The 17905-nt window shown below is 72.1% G+C and carries 17 protein-coding genes; 5 read left to right on the top strand and 12 right to left on the bottom strand.

Features of this window, described 5'->3' with window-relative positions; genetic code table 11:
- Positions 1-252: 252 nt before the first annotated feature.
- Both ABD259_RS04070 and ABD259_RS04075 read left to right on the top strand, forming a co-directional pair.
- Positions 253-1485 carry a DUF58 domain-containing protein gene (locus ABD259_RS04070; RefSeq protein ID WP_344104340.1) on the top strand — a complete coding sequence of 411 codons (1233 nt, stop codon included), beginning with the start codon at positions 253-255 and terminating at the stop codon, positions 1483-1485.
- On the top strand, positions 1482-3824 hold the full coding sequence (locus ABD259_RS04075; protein WP_344160236.1) for a transglutaminase TgpA family protein: 2343 nt from the start codon (positions 1482-1484) through the stop codon (positions 3822-3824). The genes ABD259_RS04070 and ABD259_RS04075 overlap by 4 nt, the downstream gene beginning before the upstream one ends.
- Positions 3825-3977: 153 nt before the next feature.
- Here the strand turns inward: ABD259_RS04075 and ABD259_RS04080 are convergent, their stop codons facing one another.
- From ABD259_RS04080 to ABD259_RS04130, 11 genes are all read right to left on the bottom strand, one after another.
- A complete protein-coding gene (locus tag ABD259_RS04080; protein ID WP_344104344.1) occupies positions 3978-4364 on the bottom strand; it encodes a DUF3040 domain-containing protein in 387 nt (128 codons plus the stop codon).
- Positions 4365-4622: 258 nt separating this feature from the next.
- A complete protein-coding gene (locus ABD259_RS04085; protein WP_425573479.1) occupies positions 4623-5897 on the bottom strand; it encodes a DNA polymerase IV in 1275 nt (424 codons plus the stop codon).
- 153 nt (positions 5898-6050) lie between these two features.
- Positions 6051-6821 carry a methyltransferase gene (locus ABD259_RS04090; protein WP_412759410.1) on the bottom strand — a complete coding sequence of 257 codons (771 nt, stop codon included), beginning with the start codon at positions 6819-6821 and terminating at the stop codon, positions 6051-6053.
- 107 nt (positions 6822-6928) lie between these two features.
- Positions 6929-7342, bottom strand: coding sequence for a transcription antitermination factor NusB (gene nusB / locus ABD259_RS04095; RefSeq protein WP_017616999.1), 414 nt, complete (start codon positions 7340-7342; stop codon positions 6929-6931).
- A gap of 46 nt (positions 7343-7388) precedes the next feature.
- Complete coding sequence (efp, locus tag ABD259_RS04100) at positions 7389-7952, bottom strand: elongation factor P (RefSeq protein ID WP_344104348.1); 564 nt, start codon at positions 7950-7952, stop codon at positions 7389-7391.
- Positions 7953-8075: 123 nt separating this feature from the next.
- Positions 8076-9155: a 3-dehydroquinate synthase gene (gene aroB / locus ABD259_RS04105; protein ID WP_344160239.1), complete on the bottom strand. Its 1080-nt coding sequence runs from the start codon at positions 9153-9155 to the stop codon at positions 8076-8078.
- Complete coding sequence (locus tag ABD259_RS04110) at positions 9152-9685, bottom strand: shikimate kinase (protein ID WP_344160242.1); 534 nt, start codon at positions 9683-9685, stop codon at positions 9152-9154. The genes aroB and ABD259_RS04110 overlap by 4 nt, the downstream gene beginning before the upstream one ends.
- A gap of 109 nt (positions 9686-9794) precedes the next feature.
- A complete protein-coding gene (aroC, locus tag ABD259_RS04115) occupies positions 9795-10985 on the bottom strand; it encodes a chorismate synthase (RefSeq protein WP_344104350.1) in 1191 nt (396 codons plus the stop codon).
- A gap of 68 nt (positions 10986-11053) precedes the next feature.
- Positions 11054-11968: a prepilin peptidase gene (locus ABD259_RS04120; protein ID WP_344160245.1), complete on the bottom strand. Its 915-nt coding sequence runs from the start codon at positions 11966-11968 to the stop codon at positions 11054-11056.
- An 85-nt stretch (positions 11969-12053) separates the two neighbouring features.
- Entirely contained in the window at positions 12054-12767 is a 714-nt protein-coding gene (locus ABD259_RS04125) for an SseB family protein (protein ID WP_344160248.1), read from the bottom strand.
- A gap of 75 nt (positions 12768-12842) precedes the next feature.
- Entirely contained in the window at positions 12843-13319 is a 477-nt protein-coding gene (locus ABD259_RS04130; protein ID WP_344104564.1) for a MarR family winged helix-turn-helix transcriptional regulator, read from the bottom strand.
- A gap of 218 nt (positions 13320-13537) precedes the next feature.
- Here ABD259_RS04130 and ABD259_RS04135 point away from each other — a divergent pair, with 218 nt between their 5' ends.
- The gene (locus tag ABD259_RS04135) at positions 13538-13747 is read left to right on the top strand and encodes a hypothetical protein (protein ID WP_344160526.1); all 210 of its coding nucleotides are present in this window, start codon (positions 13538-13540) and stop codon (positions 13745-13747) included.
- Between the two features lie 394 nt (positions 13748-14141).
- On the top strand, positions 14142-14477 hold the full coding sequence (locus tag ABD259_RS04140; protein WP_344160251.1) for a DUF2470 domain-containing protein: 336 nt from the start codon (positions 14142-14144) through the stop codon (positions 14475-14477).
- Between the two features lie 34 nt (positions 14478-14511).
- Here ABD259_RS04140 and ABD259_RS04145 read toward each other — a convergent pair whose 3' ends face one another.
- On the bottom strand, positions 14512-14880 hold the full coding sequence (locus tag ABD259_RS04145; protein ID WP_344160253.1) for an SdpI family protein: 369 nt from the start codon (positions 14878-14880) through the stop codon (positions 14512-14514).
- Positions 14881-15077: 197 nt separating this feature from the next.
- On the opposite strand from ABD259_RS04145, the gene ABD259_RS04150 reads away from it, so the two are divergent.
- Positions 15078-17813 carry a protein kinase domain-containing protein gene (locus ABD259_RS04150; protein WP_344160256.1) on the top strand — a complete coding sequence of 912 codons (2736 nt, stop codon included), beginning with the start codon at positions 15078-15080 and terminating at the stop codon, positions 17811-17813.
- Positions 17814-17905: the final 92 nt, after the last annotated feature.

The following is a 17905-nucleotide window of genomic DNA, read 5'->3' on the forward strand; positions in this document are numbered from 1 at the left end:
CAGCAGATCCCTCCGGTCCGGCGGCCCGCCGCCGGACCGGAGGCGTTCCCGCGTCCGGGACGCGCGCACTTCCCCCACAAACACCCACCAACAGGGCGGATACGCTCCGACCCTCGGCCCCCCAGGCCACCGGACCGGCGCATCCGGGCCAGGCCGACGCCCCGGACGCGGGAAGATGGCACCTATGAGCATCCCGGAGGCGACCGAACCCGACACGCAGCCGCCGTCCCGACCGGCCGGGAGATGAGGCCCGTGCGCGCCTTCACCACCCGCGGCCTGTCCCTCCTGTGCGCTGGCGCGGCCCTGCTGGTCGGCGGGCTGGCGCTCGGCCAGCGCGACGTCGTCGGACTCGGTGTGCTGGTGTTCGCCGTTCCCCTGCTCTCCCTGGCGGCACTGGCCGGTTCCCCCCGCAGACTCACACACAGCCGCACGCTGCAACCCGAGCGCGTGACGGCGGGCAACGACGCCCGCGTCCTCATCCAGGTGGGGAACGCCTCCCCCAGGCGGGCGGTCGCCGGGGCGCTGGCCGAGGAGACGCTGCCCAACCTCCCCGACGACGCGCCGCGATTCGCTCTCGGCTACCTGCGGCCGGGGGCCACCCGCGACCTCTCCTACCGCGTCCGTCCTCCCGTGCGCGGCGGGTACCCGATCGGCCCACTGCGGCTGACGCTCGACGACCCCCTGGGCTGCGTACGAATGCGGCGCACCCTCGGGACGCACGTGTCCCTGCTGGTGACGCCGCCGGTGGTGGCCCTGCCCCGGATGTGGCCGATGGGCGGGGCCACCGACTCCGGGGAAAGCAGCACCAGATTCGTGACCGGCGTCGGCGAGGACGACCAGGTCCCGCGTGCCTACCGCTACGGCGACGACCTGCGCCGGGTCCACTGGCGCAGCACAGCCCGGGTCGGCGAGCTCATGGTGCGCCGCGAGGAGCACCGGCTCGGCGACCACAGCGCGATCCTGCTGGACACGCGGGACAGCGCGCACGCGGGCGAGGGGGCGGGCTCCTCACTGGAGACGGCGGTCAGCGCGGCCGCGTCGATCGCACTGCACTTCATCGGCCGCCGCCAGGACGTGCGCCTGCTCACCGACGAGCGGGAGGTTCCCGGCGGAGGCGGAGACACGGTGCTGGACGCGCTCGCCCTGACGCCCACCTCCCCGGCCGTCCGGCTAGGTCGCGGCGTCGACCTGGTCGCCGGTTCCCCGGTCGCGGGCACCGGCCTGTGCGTCGCGATCCTCGGTGCCCTCACCGACGGCGACCTCACCGCCCTCGCCCGCGTGGGATCCGCCCACAGCCACCGCCGCGTCGCCGTTCTCTGCGCCACGGCGGCCTGGCCCTCCCCCGGCGCCCTCGACACAGCGAGCGACGCGCTCTCCCGTACGGGATGGCTCGTGTACCGGATCGACACCGCGGAGGACCTGCTCGGCCACAGCGTTCCCACCCGCGTGCCGAACGACTGCGCGCGGGGAGGTGCGGCGCGGTGAGAACCGGCACCTGGTCCGCGTGCCTCCTCGCGCTGGCGTGGATGGCCACCGTTCTGGCCACCCTGCCCGCCCTCGCCCCCCTCATCTCGGGCCATCAGTGGTGGCCGGCGAGCGTGGCCACCGTGGCTGCGGTCGCCCTGAGCGGGATCGTCCTGCGGATCGTGCGGCTGCCCGAGGTCGCCCTCCCTCTCGCGCAAGCCGCCGCGGGGCTCGTCGCGCTCACCGCACTGTTCGCCCCGGAGCGGGCCGTGGGCGGAGTGATGCCGACACCACAGGCCATCACGGCACTCCTCGCCCTCATCGGGGAGGGGCGCGCCGAGATCGACGCCAGCCCCGCCCCGGTCGCGGCGATCCCGGGGGTGGTCCTGGTCATCGCGCTGGGCCTGGGTCTGCTGGCGCTCGTCGCCGACTTCCTTGTGGTCACCGTGCGCGCGCCAGCGCTCGTCGGTCTCCCCCTGGCCGGGATGCTGTTCCTCGTCCTGTCCGTGAACGACCAGGGCATCTCCTGGTGGGCGTTTGCCGTAGCGGCGTCCGCCTACCTGGGGCTGCTCGCCGTCGACGGCGGGGTCCGCGGCGCGGTCCGGGCGGTCCGGCCGACCCCGGGTACCGGCTCCGCGGCCTCCCCGCTCGGAACCCTGCGCCGCGTCGTGACGGCCGCGGGCGTCGCGGCGGTCGCCATCGTCCTCGCCGTGCTCACACCGCTCGCCGTACCCGGCCTCGCCGACAACGCGCTGTTCCGGATGGCCCAGGGCGGTGTGATCGGCGACGACGCCGTGACGACCACCCACCCCCTGGTCACCCTGCGCACGCAGCTGGCCGACGGCAGCGGTGCGCCCGTCCTGACCTACCGCAGCGACGACCCCCGGCCGGACTATCTGCGTACCTACGTTCTGGACGTCTTCGAGGGCGAAAACTGGACCATGTCCACACTGCGGGCCGGGCGCAACACCCGCGTCGGCGCCGACGACCGGCTGCCGCTGCCCCCGGGCACCCCGGCTCTCGTCGGAGACCCGATCACCACCGAGATCTCCGTGGCGGGCGACGCGCGGAACGTCGACTTCCTGCCGATGCCCTACCCGGCGCTCTCGGTGGATGTCGCGGGCGAGTGGTTCGCCGACCCCGACACCCAGATGGTGTTCAGCACCGGCGGGCGGTCGCGGTCCCTGGCCTACGAGGTCCAGAGTGTCCGCCCGCGCCCCAGCGCCACGGAGCTGGCGGACGCGGACCGCGGCACGGCGGGGGTCGACTCCCGGTACCTTCTGGTCCCGGAGGGAGTCGACGCACGGGTGGCGGAGCTGGCCCGCTCGATCGTCCGCGGCGCCGACACACCGCACGAGCGGGCGGTGGCGCTCCAGGACTGGTTCACCCAGGACGGCGCGTTCACCTACGACCTGCGGCCACCGCCCCTACCGCCGAGGGCCGACCCGCTGACCCATTTCCTGTTCGGCAGCCGCGTCGGCTACTGCGAGCAGTTCGCCGGCTCCATGGCGCTGATGGCCCGCCAGGTCGGTATCCCCGCCCGGGTGGCCACCGGCTACACGGCGGGAACCGAGCTCGCGGACGGCCGGTGGAAGGTCGCACGATCGGACGCCCACGCCTGGCCGGAACTGTACTTCGAGGGACAGGGGTGGCTGCGGTTCGAACCGACGCCGTCGGCCGGCGACGGGCAGGGCACGGCGTCGGTGCCTTCCTACGCGGAGCCCGCGCGGGAGCGCGCGGCCGCGCCCGACACCCGCGTGCCCCGGCCGGACGCCGACGCTCCCGACGATGGGGCGGAGCGGTCCGAGGACAACGCGCCGGAGGACGACGGCACCGCGGCTCCGGCGCCCGGGTCCCCCGGGTCGGGGACCGCGGGCGGCGTGATCGGCCCCGAGTCGTTGCGGCGGACGCTGCTGGCCGCCGCCATCGGCCTGATGGTGCTGCTCACGCCCGCGCTGACCACCGCGGCGATCCGGCACGTGCGCCAGACGAGCGCGACGACCGCGTCGGCGCGGGCGCGGGCGGCGTGGTTGGGGCTGCGGGACGAGGCGGCGGACCTGCGGGTGCCGTGGAGCCCGGCGGAGAGCCCGCGGACCATCGCCCGGCGGCTGGCGTCCGACTACGAGCTCATCGGGGCGGCGCGCGAGGCGCTGTGGCGGATCGCGCTGTCCGAGGAGAGCGCGCGGTACGCCCCCCACCCGGTCGTCCCGCTGTCGCTGCCCGCCGATGTGCACACGGTACGCCGCGCCCTGCGGTCCCGGCTCGGTGTCCTCGCCCGGGTCCGCGCCACCCTGCTGCCGCGCTCGCTGCTCCGCCTGCCGAGCGCCATCCGGCGCGCGGTGCGGGTGCACGCCGGCTGAACGCCGAACGTGCGGGCGACGTCGCGACGGCCGGAGCCGGGGCGCCACGCTGCGTCGGACGGCCGCGCGTACGCGAACGCGCCCGTTGGCTCGCAACGGGCGCGTTCGTCCGCACGTACCCTCAGCGGGAGAGGCGTCGGTACCGCGGTGAGGTCAGTGGTCGCCTTCCTGGCGGCGGCGCCAGCGCTCCTCGAAGCGGTCCATCATCCCACGCCGCTCCGGACGCGGCTGTTTGCCCTCGGCTGGTGCTGCGGCACCCTCGGCACCGCCGACCACCCGACGCCATCCTGACAGCCCCCACAGGGTGCACGACAGCATGATGAGGAAGCCGACAGCGCTGATCGCCGGCTGCTTGAAAATCACGCCGGCCATGAGGAGTGAGACGCCCAGAACGAAGCCGATGGATGCCTTGATGATCCACCGCTTGTAGTGCACCGCAGGGTTCGTCTGCCGAACGGTGTTGGCGAACTTCGGATCCTCGGCATAGAGCGCCTGCTCGATCTGGTCGAGCATACGCTGCTCGTGTTCAGAGAGCGGCACGGCGCCTCCCAATGACAGTCCCCGATCGGGGTAACGGGTACTGAACAACAATCCTATGGTCAGTGATATGCCCAGAATACGGTGCCTTAGCGCCCGCTGAAAAGAAAAGATGCGCGTGTAGCTGACCCACGATGGTCACTCTACCCCTACTGTCGATAGGCGACACCGGTCCAAAGTCCCCGCTTCCACCCCTGCATCCAGGGCATCGTTGTCCCTCATCCCCCCGACAACGATTGGCCGGACCGAAAAGTGTCGTCCTCAGGCGTCGTCCTCGTCACGCCGTGCCAGGGCGGCCGGTTTGATCGCGCCGGCGCCGAACCTGCGCGTCACCCGGTCCATGGCCCGCTCCGCCTCCCGCCATCCGGTCTCCGGCTCGTCGAAGGCGAGTTGGCGGTGCACCTCCTCGGTCCCGGCCAGCCCTTCCACACGCACGCCCACCAGGCGCAGCCGGGCGCGTTCCAGTCCGGAGGCGGCGTACAGCTCCCGGGCGACGGTGTTGATCTCCCGGGCGACGTCCGTGGGCTCGGCCAGGGTGCGCGAGCGCGTGATGGTACTGAAGTCGGCGCGGCGCAGCTTCACGACGACCACGCGCCCCATCTGGCCGCTGGCGCGCAGCCGGCGGGCCACGGCCTCGGACTGCCGCAGCAGCTCGCGGTGGATCACGCCGGGGTCGTCGACGTCGCGGTCGAAGGTCTCCTCGGTGCCGATGCTCTTGTCCGGCGAACCGGGCACCACCCGGCGTTCGTCGCGCCCCCGGGCGAGATCGCTGAGCCTCCCGCCCACGGCCTGCCCCAACTCGCGGCGGAGCGTGTCGGGGGCGACGCGCGCGACGTCGCCCACGGTGCGCAGACCCAGCCGGACGAGGTGCTGCTCGGTCTTCTCGCCCACGCCCCACAGCGCGCCCACCGGCATCGGGTCCAGGAAGGCGGTGACCCGGTCGGTCGGCACCACAAGCAGACCGTCCGGCTTGCACCGGGTGGAGGCGAGCTTGGCCACGAACTTGGTCGAGGCGACGCCCACCGAGCAGGTGAGGCGCTGCTCCTCGCGGACCCGGGCGCGGATCAGCTCGGCGATGCGTACCGGGCTGCCCAGCCGCCGTCGCGCCCCGGCGACGTCGAGAAACGCCTCGTCCAGCGAGACCGGCTCGACCTCGGGGGTGATGGCGCGGAAGATGTCCATGACCGCCTCGGAGGCCTCCCTGTAGGCGGCGCCGTCGGGCGGAAAGACGATGGCATCGGGGCACAGCCGCAGAGCGCGCACCATGGGCATGGCCGAGTGCACACCGTAGGTGCGGGCGATGTAGTCGGCCGAAGCCACCACACCCCGGGGGCCGGTCCCCCCGACGATGATGGGGTGGCCGCGGGTCTCGGGGTGGCGCAGCCGCTCGACGCTGGCGAAGAACGCGTCCATGTCGAGGTGGAGGATGGTGCAGTCGGCGTCTGCGACCGTGCCGTCAGGCACCAGCGGCTCGATGCCGTCCGCGCCGACCATCCCGCGCAGCGCGGCCCCGCGTTCCAGCTGACGTCGGCTCATGTAACCAGTGTGCCGGATGTCGGGTTCCAAACCGCCGATTCCCGACGATGATCTGACCAGGTCACGCCGGATATCGGCAAGGAAGGGCGGTTCGGGCGCACGCGGAGTGACCCTTCCGTGTCGCCGCCGCGCCTACTCGACCGCCTCCCGCGATCAGGCGGGCTTGCGCGCCAAGACGTGCAGCTGAGTGGCGATACCCGCGAGCCCGGGGTGCACCGCGGCGTCCTTCTCCAGCTCCAGCAGCTCGCGCCCGGCGCTCGGGTCGCCCTCGTAGACGCGCCCGGGAAGCAGGTCGGCGAAGACCCGCACACCCCTGACCTCGGGGGCGGTGAGTCCGCACTCCTCGACGAGCGCGAGGAGGCGGTCGCTGGTGAAGCGACGCGGCATGGGGTCGCCCTCACCCCAGCGGCCCTCGGGGTCGCTCAGCAGCCGGTGGGCGTCGGCGACGTGGCCGGCCAGGGCGCGGTGCAGGGCTCCAGCGACCGCGTTGGTGGCCATCAGGCTGACGGCTCCGCCGGGCCGGGTGATGCCCACGACGTCGTCCAAGGCGGCGCGCGGATCGTCCACGTACTCCAGGACGTTGTGCACGAGCACGAGGTGGGCGTGCGCGGCCGGCAGCAGCTCGGCGAGGTCGTGCGTCTCGCCCTGCATCGCGTGGACCCGCACTCCCGCCTCGGCGGCACGGCGTTCCAGCGCGGCCAGCGAGTCGGGATTGGGCTCCACGACGGTGACGTGGTGGCCGAGTTCGGCGAGCGGAACGGCGGCACCCCCGGTGCCGCCGCCCGCGTCGACGATGTGCAAGGGGGCGTCGGCCGCCGGACCGAGCCCGGCCAGCAGGTTGCGCAGGGCGTCCCACACAACAGCGGTCCGCGCCGTCCCCGCGGCCCGGTGCGGGCCGGAGGAGGTCGCGCCGTCCATGGTCATGCCACCGGCCTTCTCGGTCACCCTCGTCCCCGTTCTTCCCCATTCGCGCCCGCTGAGCAGCTGTGCCCCAACGGGCGAGTACGTTGTCCGCGGCGGCCAGGGGGCCGCTACAGCGCCAGCGACGCCTTGTTCTCCATCAGCCGCGAGAGCAGGCCGTTGATGAAGGCCGGCGACTCCTCGGCGGACAGCTCTTTGGCGACCGCGACCGCCTCGGCGATCGCCACCCCGTCGGGGATGTCGTCGGCCCACAGCAGTTCGTAGGCGCCCATCCGGAGGATGTTACGGTCGACCACCGGCATGCGCTCCAGCGTCCAGCCGATGGCGTACTCCTGGAGCAGCTCGTCGATGCGGGCGCGCCGCTCGTCGACCGCCGCCGCGAGCTGCTCGGTGAACTCGTTGATCGGAGGCTCCGGCTGTGCGCGTCGCCGCTCCAGGACCTTCGCCACGGGGGTCTCCCGCAACTCGGACTCGTAAAGCACCTCGATCGCGCGCCTACGGGCCTTGCGCCGTGCGCCACTCACTGCGTTCCCTGCTTACTGTTGTCCGGCCGCTTCGGGTGGGCGGTCATCAGTTGACGCGCCCGAGGTAGTCGCCGGAGCGGGTGTCGACCTTGACGCGCTCACCCGTGGTGATGAACAGCGGCACCTGGATGACGGCGCCGGTCTCCAGCGTGGCGGGCTTGGTGCCACCGGTGGAGCGGTCACCCTGGACGCCGGGGTCGGTCTGCGAGATCTCCATCTCGACGGCGGCGGGCAGCTCGATGTAGAGGGGGTTGCCCTCGTTGATCGCAACCGTGACCATCGCGCTCTCCAGGAGGAAGTTCGCGCTGTCGCCGACGACCTCGTTGGGGACGTTGATCTGGTCGTAGGTCTCGGTGTCCATGAAAACGAACGAGTCGCCGTCGTTGTAGAGGTACTGCATCTCACGGCGGTCAACGTTGGCGATCTCGACCTTCGCCCCAGCGTTGAAGGTCTTGTCGACCACCTTGCCGGAGACGACGTTCTTGAGCTTGGTGCGGACGAACGCGCCGCCCTTGCCCGGCTTTACGTGCTGGAACTCCACGACATTCCAGAGTTCTCCGCCGTCGAGCCGCAGCGTCGTGCCGTTCTTGAGGTCGTTCGTCGTGGCCACTTGTAGTCGTCTCTCCATGGGTTGGGCACGGTCGTTGGTGGGTGGGTCTGCTGAATCACCACCGGCGGTGCGGACGGTGGGTCTTCTGTTCGGCCAGTCTAGTGGCTGTGTGAGGTGCGGGGTTCAGGAGCCGACAGCGCTGTAGGCGGCGTCGAGCAGCTCATCGCCGGGGCCGGAGAGGATCGCTGGCTTGCCGACCCCGTCCAGGACGACGAAGCGCAGGGTGGCGCCGCGGGCCTTCTTGTCGATCCGCATGGCCTCCCGCAGCTCCCGCCATGCCTCCATGGAGTACCCGGTGGGCAGTCCGACGGAGGTGAGGATGGAGCGGTGGCGCCGCACCGTGGCGTCGTCGATCCGGCCGTCGAGGCGGGCGAGTTCCGCGGCGAAGACCATACCGATGGCGACCGCGTAGCCGTGCCGGAAGGTGTAGTTCTCCGCGCGTTCGATGGCGTGGCCGAGGGTGTGTCCGTAGTTGAGGATCTCCCGGCGCCCGCTCTCCGTCAGGTCGGCGGAGACCACCTCGGCCTTGACCGCGATAGCGCGCTCGATGAGCTGGCGGGTGTGCCGCCCTTCGGGCCGGGTGGCGCCCTCCGGGTCGTCCTCGATCAGGTCGAGGATGACCGGGTCGGCGATGAACCCGGCCTTGACGACCTCGGCGAGGCCGCCGATGTAGTCGGCGGTGGGCAGGGTGGGCAGGGTGGCCAGGTCGCACAGCACCCCGGACGGGGGGTGGAAGGCGCCGACGAGGTTCTTGCCCTCGGGGGTGTTGATGCCGGTCTTGCCGCCGACAGCGGCGTCCACCATGCCCAGCAGGGTCGTGGGCACCAGGACGCAGCGCACGCCGCGCAGCCAGGTGGCGGCGACGAACCCGGCGAGGTCGGTGGTGGCGCCGCCGCCCACGCCGACGATGACGTCGGAACGGGTGAACCCGGCCCGCCCGAGCCGCGACCACAGGTCGGCGGCGGTGGCGACGTCCTTGGCGGCTTCGCCCTCGGGCACGGTCAGGGCGTGCACCGCGTACCCGGCGGCGCGCAGCGCCCCCAGAACGGGCCGGGCGACCTCGCCCAGCGTCTCGGGGTGGATGACGGCGACCTGGTCGGCCTTCTCCCCCACCAGGCCGGGGAGCTCACCGAAGATCCCGCTGCCCACGACGACGTCGTAGGGGGTGGACGATCCGCCGACCGCGATGCGGGTGGCGCTCATCGGGCGTTCTCCTGCTGGTCGTCCTGCTCGGGAAGGGACGCGACGATAGTGTCGACGATCTCCTCCGGGTGGTATCCGCTGGTCGGGACCGTGGCCGTGGCCAGCCCCCGGTAGATCGGCAGCCGCTCCTCCAGCAGCTTCTTGAGCTTGGTGCGGGGGTTGCCGACCAGGAGCGGGCGGGCCGTGTCCATGCCTACGCGCTTGGCCGCGTCGGCGAACTCGACCTCCAGGTAGACGACGTGGTGCTGCGACAGGTCGTCGCGGGTCGCCGGGTCGAGCACGGCGCCTCCGCCGAGCGCGACGACGCCCGGGTGGGCGGCCAACGCCTCGGCGACGACCTCGCGCTCCAGGGCGCGGAAGGCGGGCTCCCCGTCCTCCACGAAGATGTCGCTCACGGGCTTCCCCGCACGCTCCGCGATCTCAGTGTCGGTGTCCATCAGCTCCACGCCCAGCCGTTCGGCCAGGGCCCGGCCCACGGTGGTCTTCCCCGCGCCGGGAGAGCCGATGAGGACCGCGATCGGTGTGCTCATCCGTCCCTATTGTCCCTCGTCGTTGTCCGCGTGCCGCTGACCCGCGCCAGCGGGACGGCCCTGCGCCGACCCGCGGTCGACGGGGGCGTCCGCGCCGCGGTCGAGCGGTCTAGCTGCCGGCGTCCAGCGTCTCCGTGTAGGAGCGCACGTTGCGCGCGGTCTCGGCTACCGAGTCGCCGCCGAACTTCTCCACCACGGCCTCGGCGAGGACGAGCGCGACCATCGCCTCGGCGACCACGCCGGCGGCCGGAACCGCCGTGACGTCGCTGCGCTGGTGGTGGGCCAGGGCGGGTTCGCCGGTCGTCACGTCGATGGTGTCCAGCGGGCGCGGGACGGTCGCGATGGGCTTCATCGCGGCACGGACCCGCAGCGGTTCGCCGGTGGACATGCCGCCCTCGACGCCGCCGGCGCGGTTGGTGCGGCGGCGGACACCGGCGGCGCTTTCGTCTGGCTCGATCTCGTCATGCGCGGCCGATCCGCGGCGGGCGGCGGTGCGGAAGCCGTCGCCGACCTCGACGCCCTTGATGGCCTGGATGCCCATGAGGGCACCGGCCAGGCGCGCGTCCAGGCGGCGGTCCCAGTGGACGTGGCTGCCCAGGCCGGGCGGGAGACCGTAGGCGAGCACCTCGACGACGCCGCCGAGGGTGTCGCCGGACTTCTTGGTGTCGTCGACCTCGGCCACCATCCGCTTGCTGGTGTCGGCGTCGAAACAGCGCAACGGGTCGGCGTCGACGGCCTCCAGGTCGGCGGGGCCGGGCAGGGGCGCGTCCTCGGGAACGGCGACCGGTCCCATGGACACCACGTGGCTGAGGATCTCCACCCCGAGCGCCTGGCGGCAGAAGGCGCGGGCGACCTCGCCGATGGCGACACGGGCGGCAGTCTCCCGGGCGCTGGCGCGCTCCAAAACCGGGCGGGCTTCCTCATGGCCGTACTTCTGCATGCCCACGAGGTCGGCGTGGCCGGGCCGGGGCCGGGTCAGCGGCTCGTTGCGCGCCAGCCCCTCCAGCGTCTCGGCGGGGACCGGGTCGGGGGACATGACCTGCTCCCATTTGGGCCACTCGGTGTTGCCCACCTCGACGGCGACCGGCCCGCCCTGGGTGCGGCCGTGCCGGATGCCCCCGATGAGGGAGACCTGGTCCTGCTCGAACTTCATCCGGGCGCCCCGGCCGTACCCGGCGCGACGGCGGCGCAGCGCGGCGGCGATGTCGTCGGAGGTGACGGACACACCGGCCGGAAGGCCTTCCAGAATCGCGACGAGTGCCGGTCCGTGGGACTCCCCTGCGGTCAGCCAGCGCAACATGCCCCGATCTTTTCATGGTCCGGGGGTCCACCGCACACCAGGGCCTGCTGTGCGGGCGCCGGTGGTGATCAGATGATCAGCGGAAGCGGGTCGCCGACGAGGACAACGGCGAGGGCGCCGATGATCATGAACGGGCCGAAGGGGAGCTGGGTCTTGCGGGTGGCGCGGCCGAGGGCCATGAGCGTGAGCCCGACGGCGGACGACAGAAGGAAGGCGAGGAACGTTCCCGAGATCACGCTGGACAGGCTCTGCCACCCCAGGTAGAGGCCGAGCATGCCGGACAGCTTGACGTCACCCCAGCCCATGCCAGCGGGGTAGATGAACCAGAGCAGGCCGTAGAAGGCGGCCAGCCCGGCCATCCCGACCAGGGCTCCGCTCACCCCGCCGGCCACGCCCCCGAGGCCGGCCAGGGCCGTCAGGGCGTCGGCTGGGGGGATTTCGGGTGAGGCGAGGCGGTCGGCGGGACCGCCGACGTACGCCGCGGCCAGCGCCCCGCCGAGGACCAGCGGCAGCGCGACGGGGTAGGAGCGCAGCACCAGCACGTCGGGCAGCCGGTGGACGCGGATGTCGATGACCGAGAGCACGGCGCCGAGCGCGCCGAAGAAGAGCAGGGCGGCCAGCGCCACCCAGCTGTGCCCGGCGAGACCGAGCCCCATCCCGGTCGTGGCCCCGATCACCGCGAAGGCAGCGGCGGTGGCCCGGACGGTCGTACTGGAGACCGGGATCGTGGCCCGGCAGGAGGGGCAGCGCCCGCGACGGAGGAGGTCGGCCGACCGGGGGACCGGAAGCCATCGGAGGAAGGGGATCTCGGCGCCGCAGTGCGGGCAGGCGGGAGGCGGCGGCCCGGAGCCGCCGTCCGGTCCGGGATCGTGCCGCACGAACAACGGCACCACGCGTCCCGTCGCCCGCCCGACCGGGACCCCGACCAGGCCGAGGGCGACCGCGAGCACGACGGCGAGCACGGCATCGGGGGATGGAGGCATGAGGGGGAACCTATCGGATGCCGCTGACCGCGCGATCGCGCGGAAGAGCCCAGCAGCCTCTGGGCCCCGGCCCGGCCCGCGTGCGTCAGTCCGCGTCGCCGCGCCGTGCCCGGACCACAGCGCTCAGTTCGACGCCGCCGGGGAGCAGCGGGGCGAGTTCGGCGGCGAGGCGGTCGGCCACGCGGCGGATCGAGTCGTCGTCGCGGCGGTCGAGTTCCAGGCGGACACCGATGTCGGCACGTTCGGAGCTGTGGATGCGGACGCGCTCGATGCCGAACTCGGTGTGCGTGATGCGGTAGATCATCGCGAGGACCTGGGGGTCCTCCTGGGGTTCGGGCACTGTGCCCCGTTCGGCGAGGATCGTGAGGAACCGGCCCTGGATCGCGTAGGTGATCGGACCCGCGACGTCGACGACGAGGGCGTCGGCTCCTTCGTCGATCGCGGACTTGCACGCCTCGACGGCGGTGACCGGCACCGGGCGGGCGTCCTCCCGCCAGCGGCGCACGGCGTCGACCGAGGTGAAGGCGAGGACGCCCCTGCGGCCGTCCTTGCCGATCATCAGGGGGAGCGCGACGTCACTCTGTTTGTCGCGTTTGAGGCCGTCCTCGCCTTCCTCGACCTCGGTGGGCACGGCGACCACGGGGACCAGCACACGGGACGGACCGAGTGCTGCCAGCACCTGGCGGTCCCCGATGGCGCCGCGGGAGTAGGCCTCCAACCGCTCGGTTACCTGTGGATCGGCTGAGCCGTCATCGTCGCGAAATCTCTGTGCGCCGGTGAGGGTGGGTCGTTGGGTCACGACTGGTGACTCTAGACGATTCCAACAGGGCGAGAGGGGCAGAGCGGGTTTAATCCCCTCGCGTAGAGGCCGATCTCATCTGCGGGTGCGCTCGCGCAGTCCTTCCTCCAATACGCCCATGATCTCGCCGAGGCGCTCGACCTGCTCGGAGGTGAGCCGGTCGAACAGGCACTCGCGCACCCGGGTGACATGTCCGGGCGCGGCCTCAGCCAGCGCCTTCTCACCGTGCTCGGTGAGGACGGCCCACGAGCCGCGACGGTCCTGGGAACAGCTTTCGCGACGCACGTAGCCGTCGCGTTCCAGGCGTGCGATCTGGTGGGACAGGCGGCTCTTGGAGACGATCACGCTGTCGGCGAGGTGGCGCATGCGCACCCGCTGCCCCTCCGCCTCCGACAGGCTCACGAGAATGCCGTACTCGACAAGCGTCAGCCCGTCGCGCTGGCGCAGGTCGCGGTCGAGCTCCTGGTTCATCAGGGAGTTCGTTCGCAGGAAACTGCGCCAGATCCGTTGCTGATCGTCATCGAGCCAGTCGACCGGGTCCATGGCCGTCATCGTAGTCCGGGCCCCGTTGCCCGCGGCTTCCTCTGCCATGTCATTCCTTACCAGCAAGACTCCTCCTCGGAACCAAAAACGTGTCAACGTGGTAACTGATTGTTATCATGCAATCTCGTCATCTTTCGTGGGGAATCATGACCGAATTCGACCCCAAGCCCGGGACCTGGAAGATTGACCCGACACATTCCGAAATCGGGTTCTCTGTCCGAGACATGATGATCAGTCGCGTACGCGGACACATGGAGAAGTTCAGCGCCGACCTGACGGGGTACGACGATCCCCCTCGCTTCACCGGCCAGCGCCGCCATCGGCGCCACCAGCATCGACACCGGCAACGACACCGGCAACGAGGAACGGCGACGCCCACATCCGGTCGGCGGACTTCGTGGACGCCGCGGCCTACCCCAAAGGGACCTTCGTCTTGACGGGCATCCACCGGCACAGAAGTGGCCTTTTCTACTCGACGGAGACCTGGCCATCCAAGGGGTGACCCGGACGGTCGAGCCGAGGGGGCAATTCACGGGCATGACCAGGGACGATTTCGGCCTCTTCCGGGCAGGTTTCCACGGCGGGGCCGAGGGCAGGCGCACGGCATCTGGCGTAGACACCAAAAAGATGCCAATGGACGACGGCGGCATGGTCGTAGGCGCTCGGGTCGCGATGGAGATCGATGCCGAGTTCATTTATGACTCCCAGGGATGCTCCCTTGATGACTGACCGGAAATGCGCACTGATCCACGAGGAAGGGTCGGGCACGGCCTCCCGGACCCCTGCTTTCACGACGTCTCGTCATATAATCCATCTGGCCCACATGGGCCGATGATCACGGAGAGGAACCGACAACCGTTGCCTTCGACACCGTTCACCCCTGAGGTCGTCCATGCCGTCACCAAGCACATGAACGACGACCACGCCGAAGACACCCTGCTCATCTGCCAAGCCCTGGGCGGCCGCCCCTCGGCCACCGCGGCCCGGATGACCGGTCTCGACGGATACGGCGGCGACTACATCGCGATCGTGGACGGAGCCGAGGTCGAGGTGCGCATCTCGTGGTCCCGCCCGCTCACCGAGCGCGCCGAGATCCGCCAGGAGGTCGTGCGCATGTACCAGGACGCCTGCGAGATCCTCGGGGTCCCACCCCGCGCGGGAGGATGACCGGCGCGCGGGGCGCACGGGGTGAACCGCGGCCCTACGAGCTTTTCGAGCTCGCTGCCGCCGCCCGCACCGCGACGACGGCGCCCCCGGCGAGCAACGCGGTCATCGGCGCGAGGACCGCAAGCATCGGCAGCGTCACACCTCCCGGTTCATCGGCCAGCGCGCCCCAGGTAACGAACGCGATCGCCGCGGCCGAGAGCCACATCGCCGACCAGAAGAAGTACGGCTGCGCCCGCCGGTGCGCCGCGAACCACGCCTCCTCCGAGCGCAGCGTCGACGGGAGCCGGACGCCGGGGCTGGAGTGGATGTCGATGTCCGGACGCACCGAGTGCTGTGCGGTCCAGGCCAGGAAGGCGCTCAACGCGCCGAACGCGAGTGCGAGGGTGAACCAGTCCGAGATCATCAACGCTCCCAGCGATAAAAAGGGGGAAAACATCACCTTCCGCGCCCTGCACCCCGACTGTACGGGAAGCCGCCGTTTCGGTCATGCCCCACGGGGCCTCTCGGTCCGCCCTACACGTCGGCCTTGAGCCGCTGACCTAATCTGGAGGGCATCCCCTCGTCCAGTGGTCCAGCACCGGAAAGACACCCCATTCAACGATGGTCACTCCTGATCAGCCGGATCCGGCGGCACCCACGCAGCGGATCGAGCCGACGCCTGCGCAGACGACCACGCGGCTCGCGACCGGGCACGGGCGGACGCGGTGGGTCACCCGGATCCTGCGGCCCGGGGGTGGGGCTTCCGAGGACGCCGGATCCGCGGACTCGACGCGGACCCTGGAGCCGCGCACGCGCGTCCTGCGCGGTGCGCGGGGCGGTGTGTCCACGAGCGCCAGGACGTCCCGGAGCAGGGGTACCGGTGCGACGGCCACGTTCCGGGGCACGGCGGCGCGGGCGGACGCCCGGTGGCGGCGCGTCTTCGGCCCGGTCCTGGAGTGGTTCGCGCGGTTGATCGGACGGATGGTGGTCGGCCCGGCGAGCGAGCTGGACTACGCCATCCCGGCCGAGCTCCGCCGCGCCTACAACGTGCGGGGACACATCGGCGCCGGCGGCGAGGCCATCGTCTACCTGGCCGAACCCGTTGACCAGCGCACAGCACCAGGGGGAAGCCCACCCTCCGCGGGCGCGAACGTCCGAGCGGGTCCGGGCGGCGCCGGGGGCGGCCGCCGGGTCGCACTCAAGGTCTACCGTCCCGGACACGACATCAACCGGGAGCTGCTGGACCGCCTCCGCGCCCGGGGCACCGCCGATCCGCACACCCCCGCCATCCACGGCTACGGATACGCGCGCAGCTCGTGGGGCGAGGAACTGGCCTGGGAGGCCCAGGAGTACTTCGCCGAGGGCTCGCTGCGGTCCCTGCTGGACGAGGCTCCCCTCCCCGAGGAACGGGCGCGCGCCATCGTCGCGGCCGTCGCCGACTGCCTGCACCACTGGCAGGACTCGCTGCAGCACAATCACACCGATGTCAAACCCGAGAACCTGCTGATCCGCGACCTCGACCCGCCCGTGTTCGCGCTCACCGACTTCGGCGGCGCGGTCCGCGCCACGATGAGCCGCGTCTACGGCGGGCTCGCCATCACCGAGGACTATGCCGCGCCCGAGGTCGTCGAGGGGCGGCGGGAGGCCCCGGCCGCGTGGTGGTCGCTGGGGATCATGGTGCACGAGCTGATGACCGGCCGCCGGCCCGAACGCGGTGAGAGCTGGCTGACCGCGCGCACCACCGACATCGACGTCTCGGGTATCCCCGACGAGCGTTGGCGGCTCCTGGCGCGCGGCCTGCTCGCCCCGGTCCCTTCGGCTCGCTGGGGCCACGACGAGGTCCGCGCGTGGCTCGACGGTGAGCGACCGGAGATCGTCGCGGCCCGCCGCCACGCCCCCCTCGTCTTCGCCGACGTCTCCCACGACGACCCGCCGAGCCTCGCCTTCGACCTGCTCGACCGCTCCGACAAGGGCGAGGTCTGGCTCCGCACCCACTGGCCCAGCCTGCGCACCTGGCTGGACCGCGAAGTCAACGACTACACCTTCGACCGCGCCTACCTCACCCAGCTCGACGCCCACCCCGAGCGCGTCCACCTGGCGATCAGCGCGCTGGCCGCGCACTATGTGCCCGGCATGCCGCCCCGCTACCGAGGGCACGAGATCAGCGCCGAGGGGGTGCTCGGGCTGGCCGCCGGAGAGCGGAGCCGCCACGCACTGCTACGCGAAGCCATCGAGCTGGGCGCGCTCGACCTCGCAGCTCGGCACTGGTGCGGACACCCCGCCTGCCGGGCCGACGGTGCCCGGCGGTGCGCCCTGCTGGAACGCGTCCAGCACGAGGTCCCGCTGATCATGGAGCAGGTCGCGACGACCACCCAGCGGCTCCAGAGCACCGGCGTTGCGGGCATCACCGGCCTCGCCGGCCACGAATGGGACACGGCGTGGGCGACCGCGGCCGAGCTCGTCCTGGATCCGGAGGCTCCAGCCCGGCACCGACGGCTGCTGCGCGACCAGTCCTGGCACCCGTCGCGGCGCAGCGACGCCCCGCACGCCCCGTGGTGGCGCGAGCAGCGACGCACCGGCCTGCGCGGCCGGGCCGACGAGGTCACCACGAACGCCGCCCTGGTCACCGCCTCCCTGCTGCTGCCCATCGCGACGGCGGCAGGCAGCGCGCAGCGAGAGCTCGAACGAGCCAACAGCCGCGCGCGCTGGCGCGGCCGTTGGCAGAGCACGACGGACGCGGTCGGCGGCGGGTGGGCGCGGGTGCGTGAGCGGCTCTCCACCGCCCGTCCGACAGGCACGGCCGGTGGCCCGACGTCCCCCGCGCCCTCCCCCTACGGTCCGCAGCCGTGGGCCGGACCCGACGCCCAGCGGCCGAAAGAGCGGCGGCGGGCCGACCGCGCGATGAAGCAGATCCTGCGGTCGATGGGCGCTGGGAAGTGCCGCCGCTTCGCCTACCCGGCGGCGCTGCTCGGGTTCCTCGACACGCTCGGCCGCGTCCTCCGCGGGCCGGACGGGTTCTTCCCCGCGACCGAGACCGTGCGCTCGCTGTACGAACCGCTCGTCGTGTTCGGCTCCGATGACCGCTCGAACATCGTCGTCTCCCTGGCGAAGAACGTCGTCGGGCTACTGCCCGGCGGGGTCGCCGATCAGTGGTGGCTGCCGGCCGTCCTCGGTGCGATCCTGGTCCTCCTCGGCCGCGCCGCCGCGAACAACCGGCGCAAGGCCCGCACGCAGCTGGGCGCCTTCCGGCTGGCGGTTGTCGGGTCGGTACTCATGGCCATGGTGCTGCTCTCCACCGGATTCGTCATGCTCGGGGCCGGGGTCCTCATCCCTCTGGATGCCCTCCTAGCCGGATAGACGCCCTCTGGGTCGGACCGCCGCATGACGCCGCGGGGTGGCGACCGCCGCGCCCGTCATGGCGCGGGTCGTCCATTCCCGATCGAAATGTA

Origin of the sequence: Nocardiopsis rhodophaea (assembly GCF_039530945.1) — a bacterium.
Taxonomy (GTDB): domain Bacteria; phylum Actinomycetota; class Actinomycetes; order Streptosporangiales; family Streptosporangiaceae; genus Nocardiopsis_C; species Nocardiopsis_C rhodophaea.

What these genes read in the sequence shown, in the direction of transcription:
- ABD259_RS04085 (WP_425573479.1), bottom strand. Translation starts at nt 5,897, where the DNA reads ATGAGCCGACGTCAGCTGGAACGCGGGGCCGCGCTGCGCGGGATGGTC.
- ABD259_RS04090 (WP_412759410.1), bottom strand. Translation starts at nt 6,821, where the DNA reads ATGACCATGGACGGCGCGACCTCCTCCGGCCCGCACCGGGCCGCGGGG.
- aroB (WP_344160239.1), bottom strand. Translation starts at nt 9,155, where the DNA reads ATGAGCGCCACCCGCATCGCGGTCGGCGGATCGTCCACCCCCTACGAC.
- ABD259_RS04110 (WP_344160242.1), bottom strand. Translation starts at nt 9,685, where the DNA reads ATGAGCACACCGATCGCGGTCCTCATCGGCTCTCCCGGCGCGGGGAAG.
- aroC (WP_344104350.1), bottom strand. Translation starts at nt 10,985, where the DNA reads ATGTTGCGCTGGCTGACCGCAGGGGAGTCCCACGGACCGGCACTCGTC.
- ABD259_RS04120 (WP_344160245.1), bottom strand. Translation starts at nt 11,968, where the DNA reads ATGCCTCCATCCCCCGATGCCGTGCTCGCCGTCGTGCTCGCGGTCGCC.
- ABD259_RS04130 (WP_344104564.1), bottom strand. Translation starts at nt 13,319, where the DNA reads ATGACGGCCATGGACCCGGTCGACTGGCTCGATGACGATCAGCAACGG.
- ABD259_RS04135 (WP_344160526.1), top strand. Translation starts at nt 13,538, where the DNA reads ATGATCAGTCGCGTACGCGGACACATGGAGAAGTTCAGCGCCGACCTG.
- ABD259_RS04140 (WP_344160251.1), top strand. Translation starts at nt 14,142, where the DNA reads ATGATCACGGAGAGGAACCGACAACCGTTGCCTTCGACACCGTTCACC.
- ABD259_RS04145 (WP_344160253.1), bottom strand. Translation starts at nt 14,880, where the DNA reads ATGATCTCGGACTGGTTCACCCTCGCACTCGCGTTCGGCGCGTTGAGC.
- ABD259_RS04150 (WP_344160256.1), top strand. Translation starts at nt 15,078, where the DNA reads ATGGTCACTCCTGATCAGCCGGATCCGGCGGCACCCACGCAGCGGATC.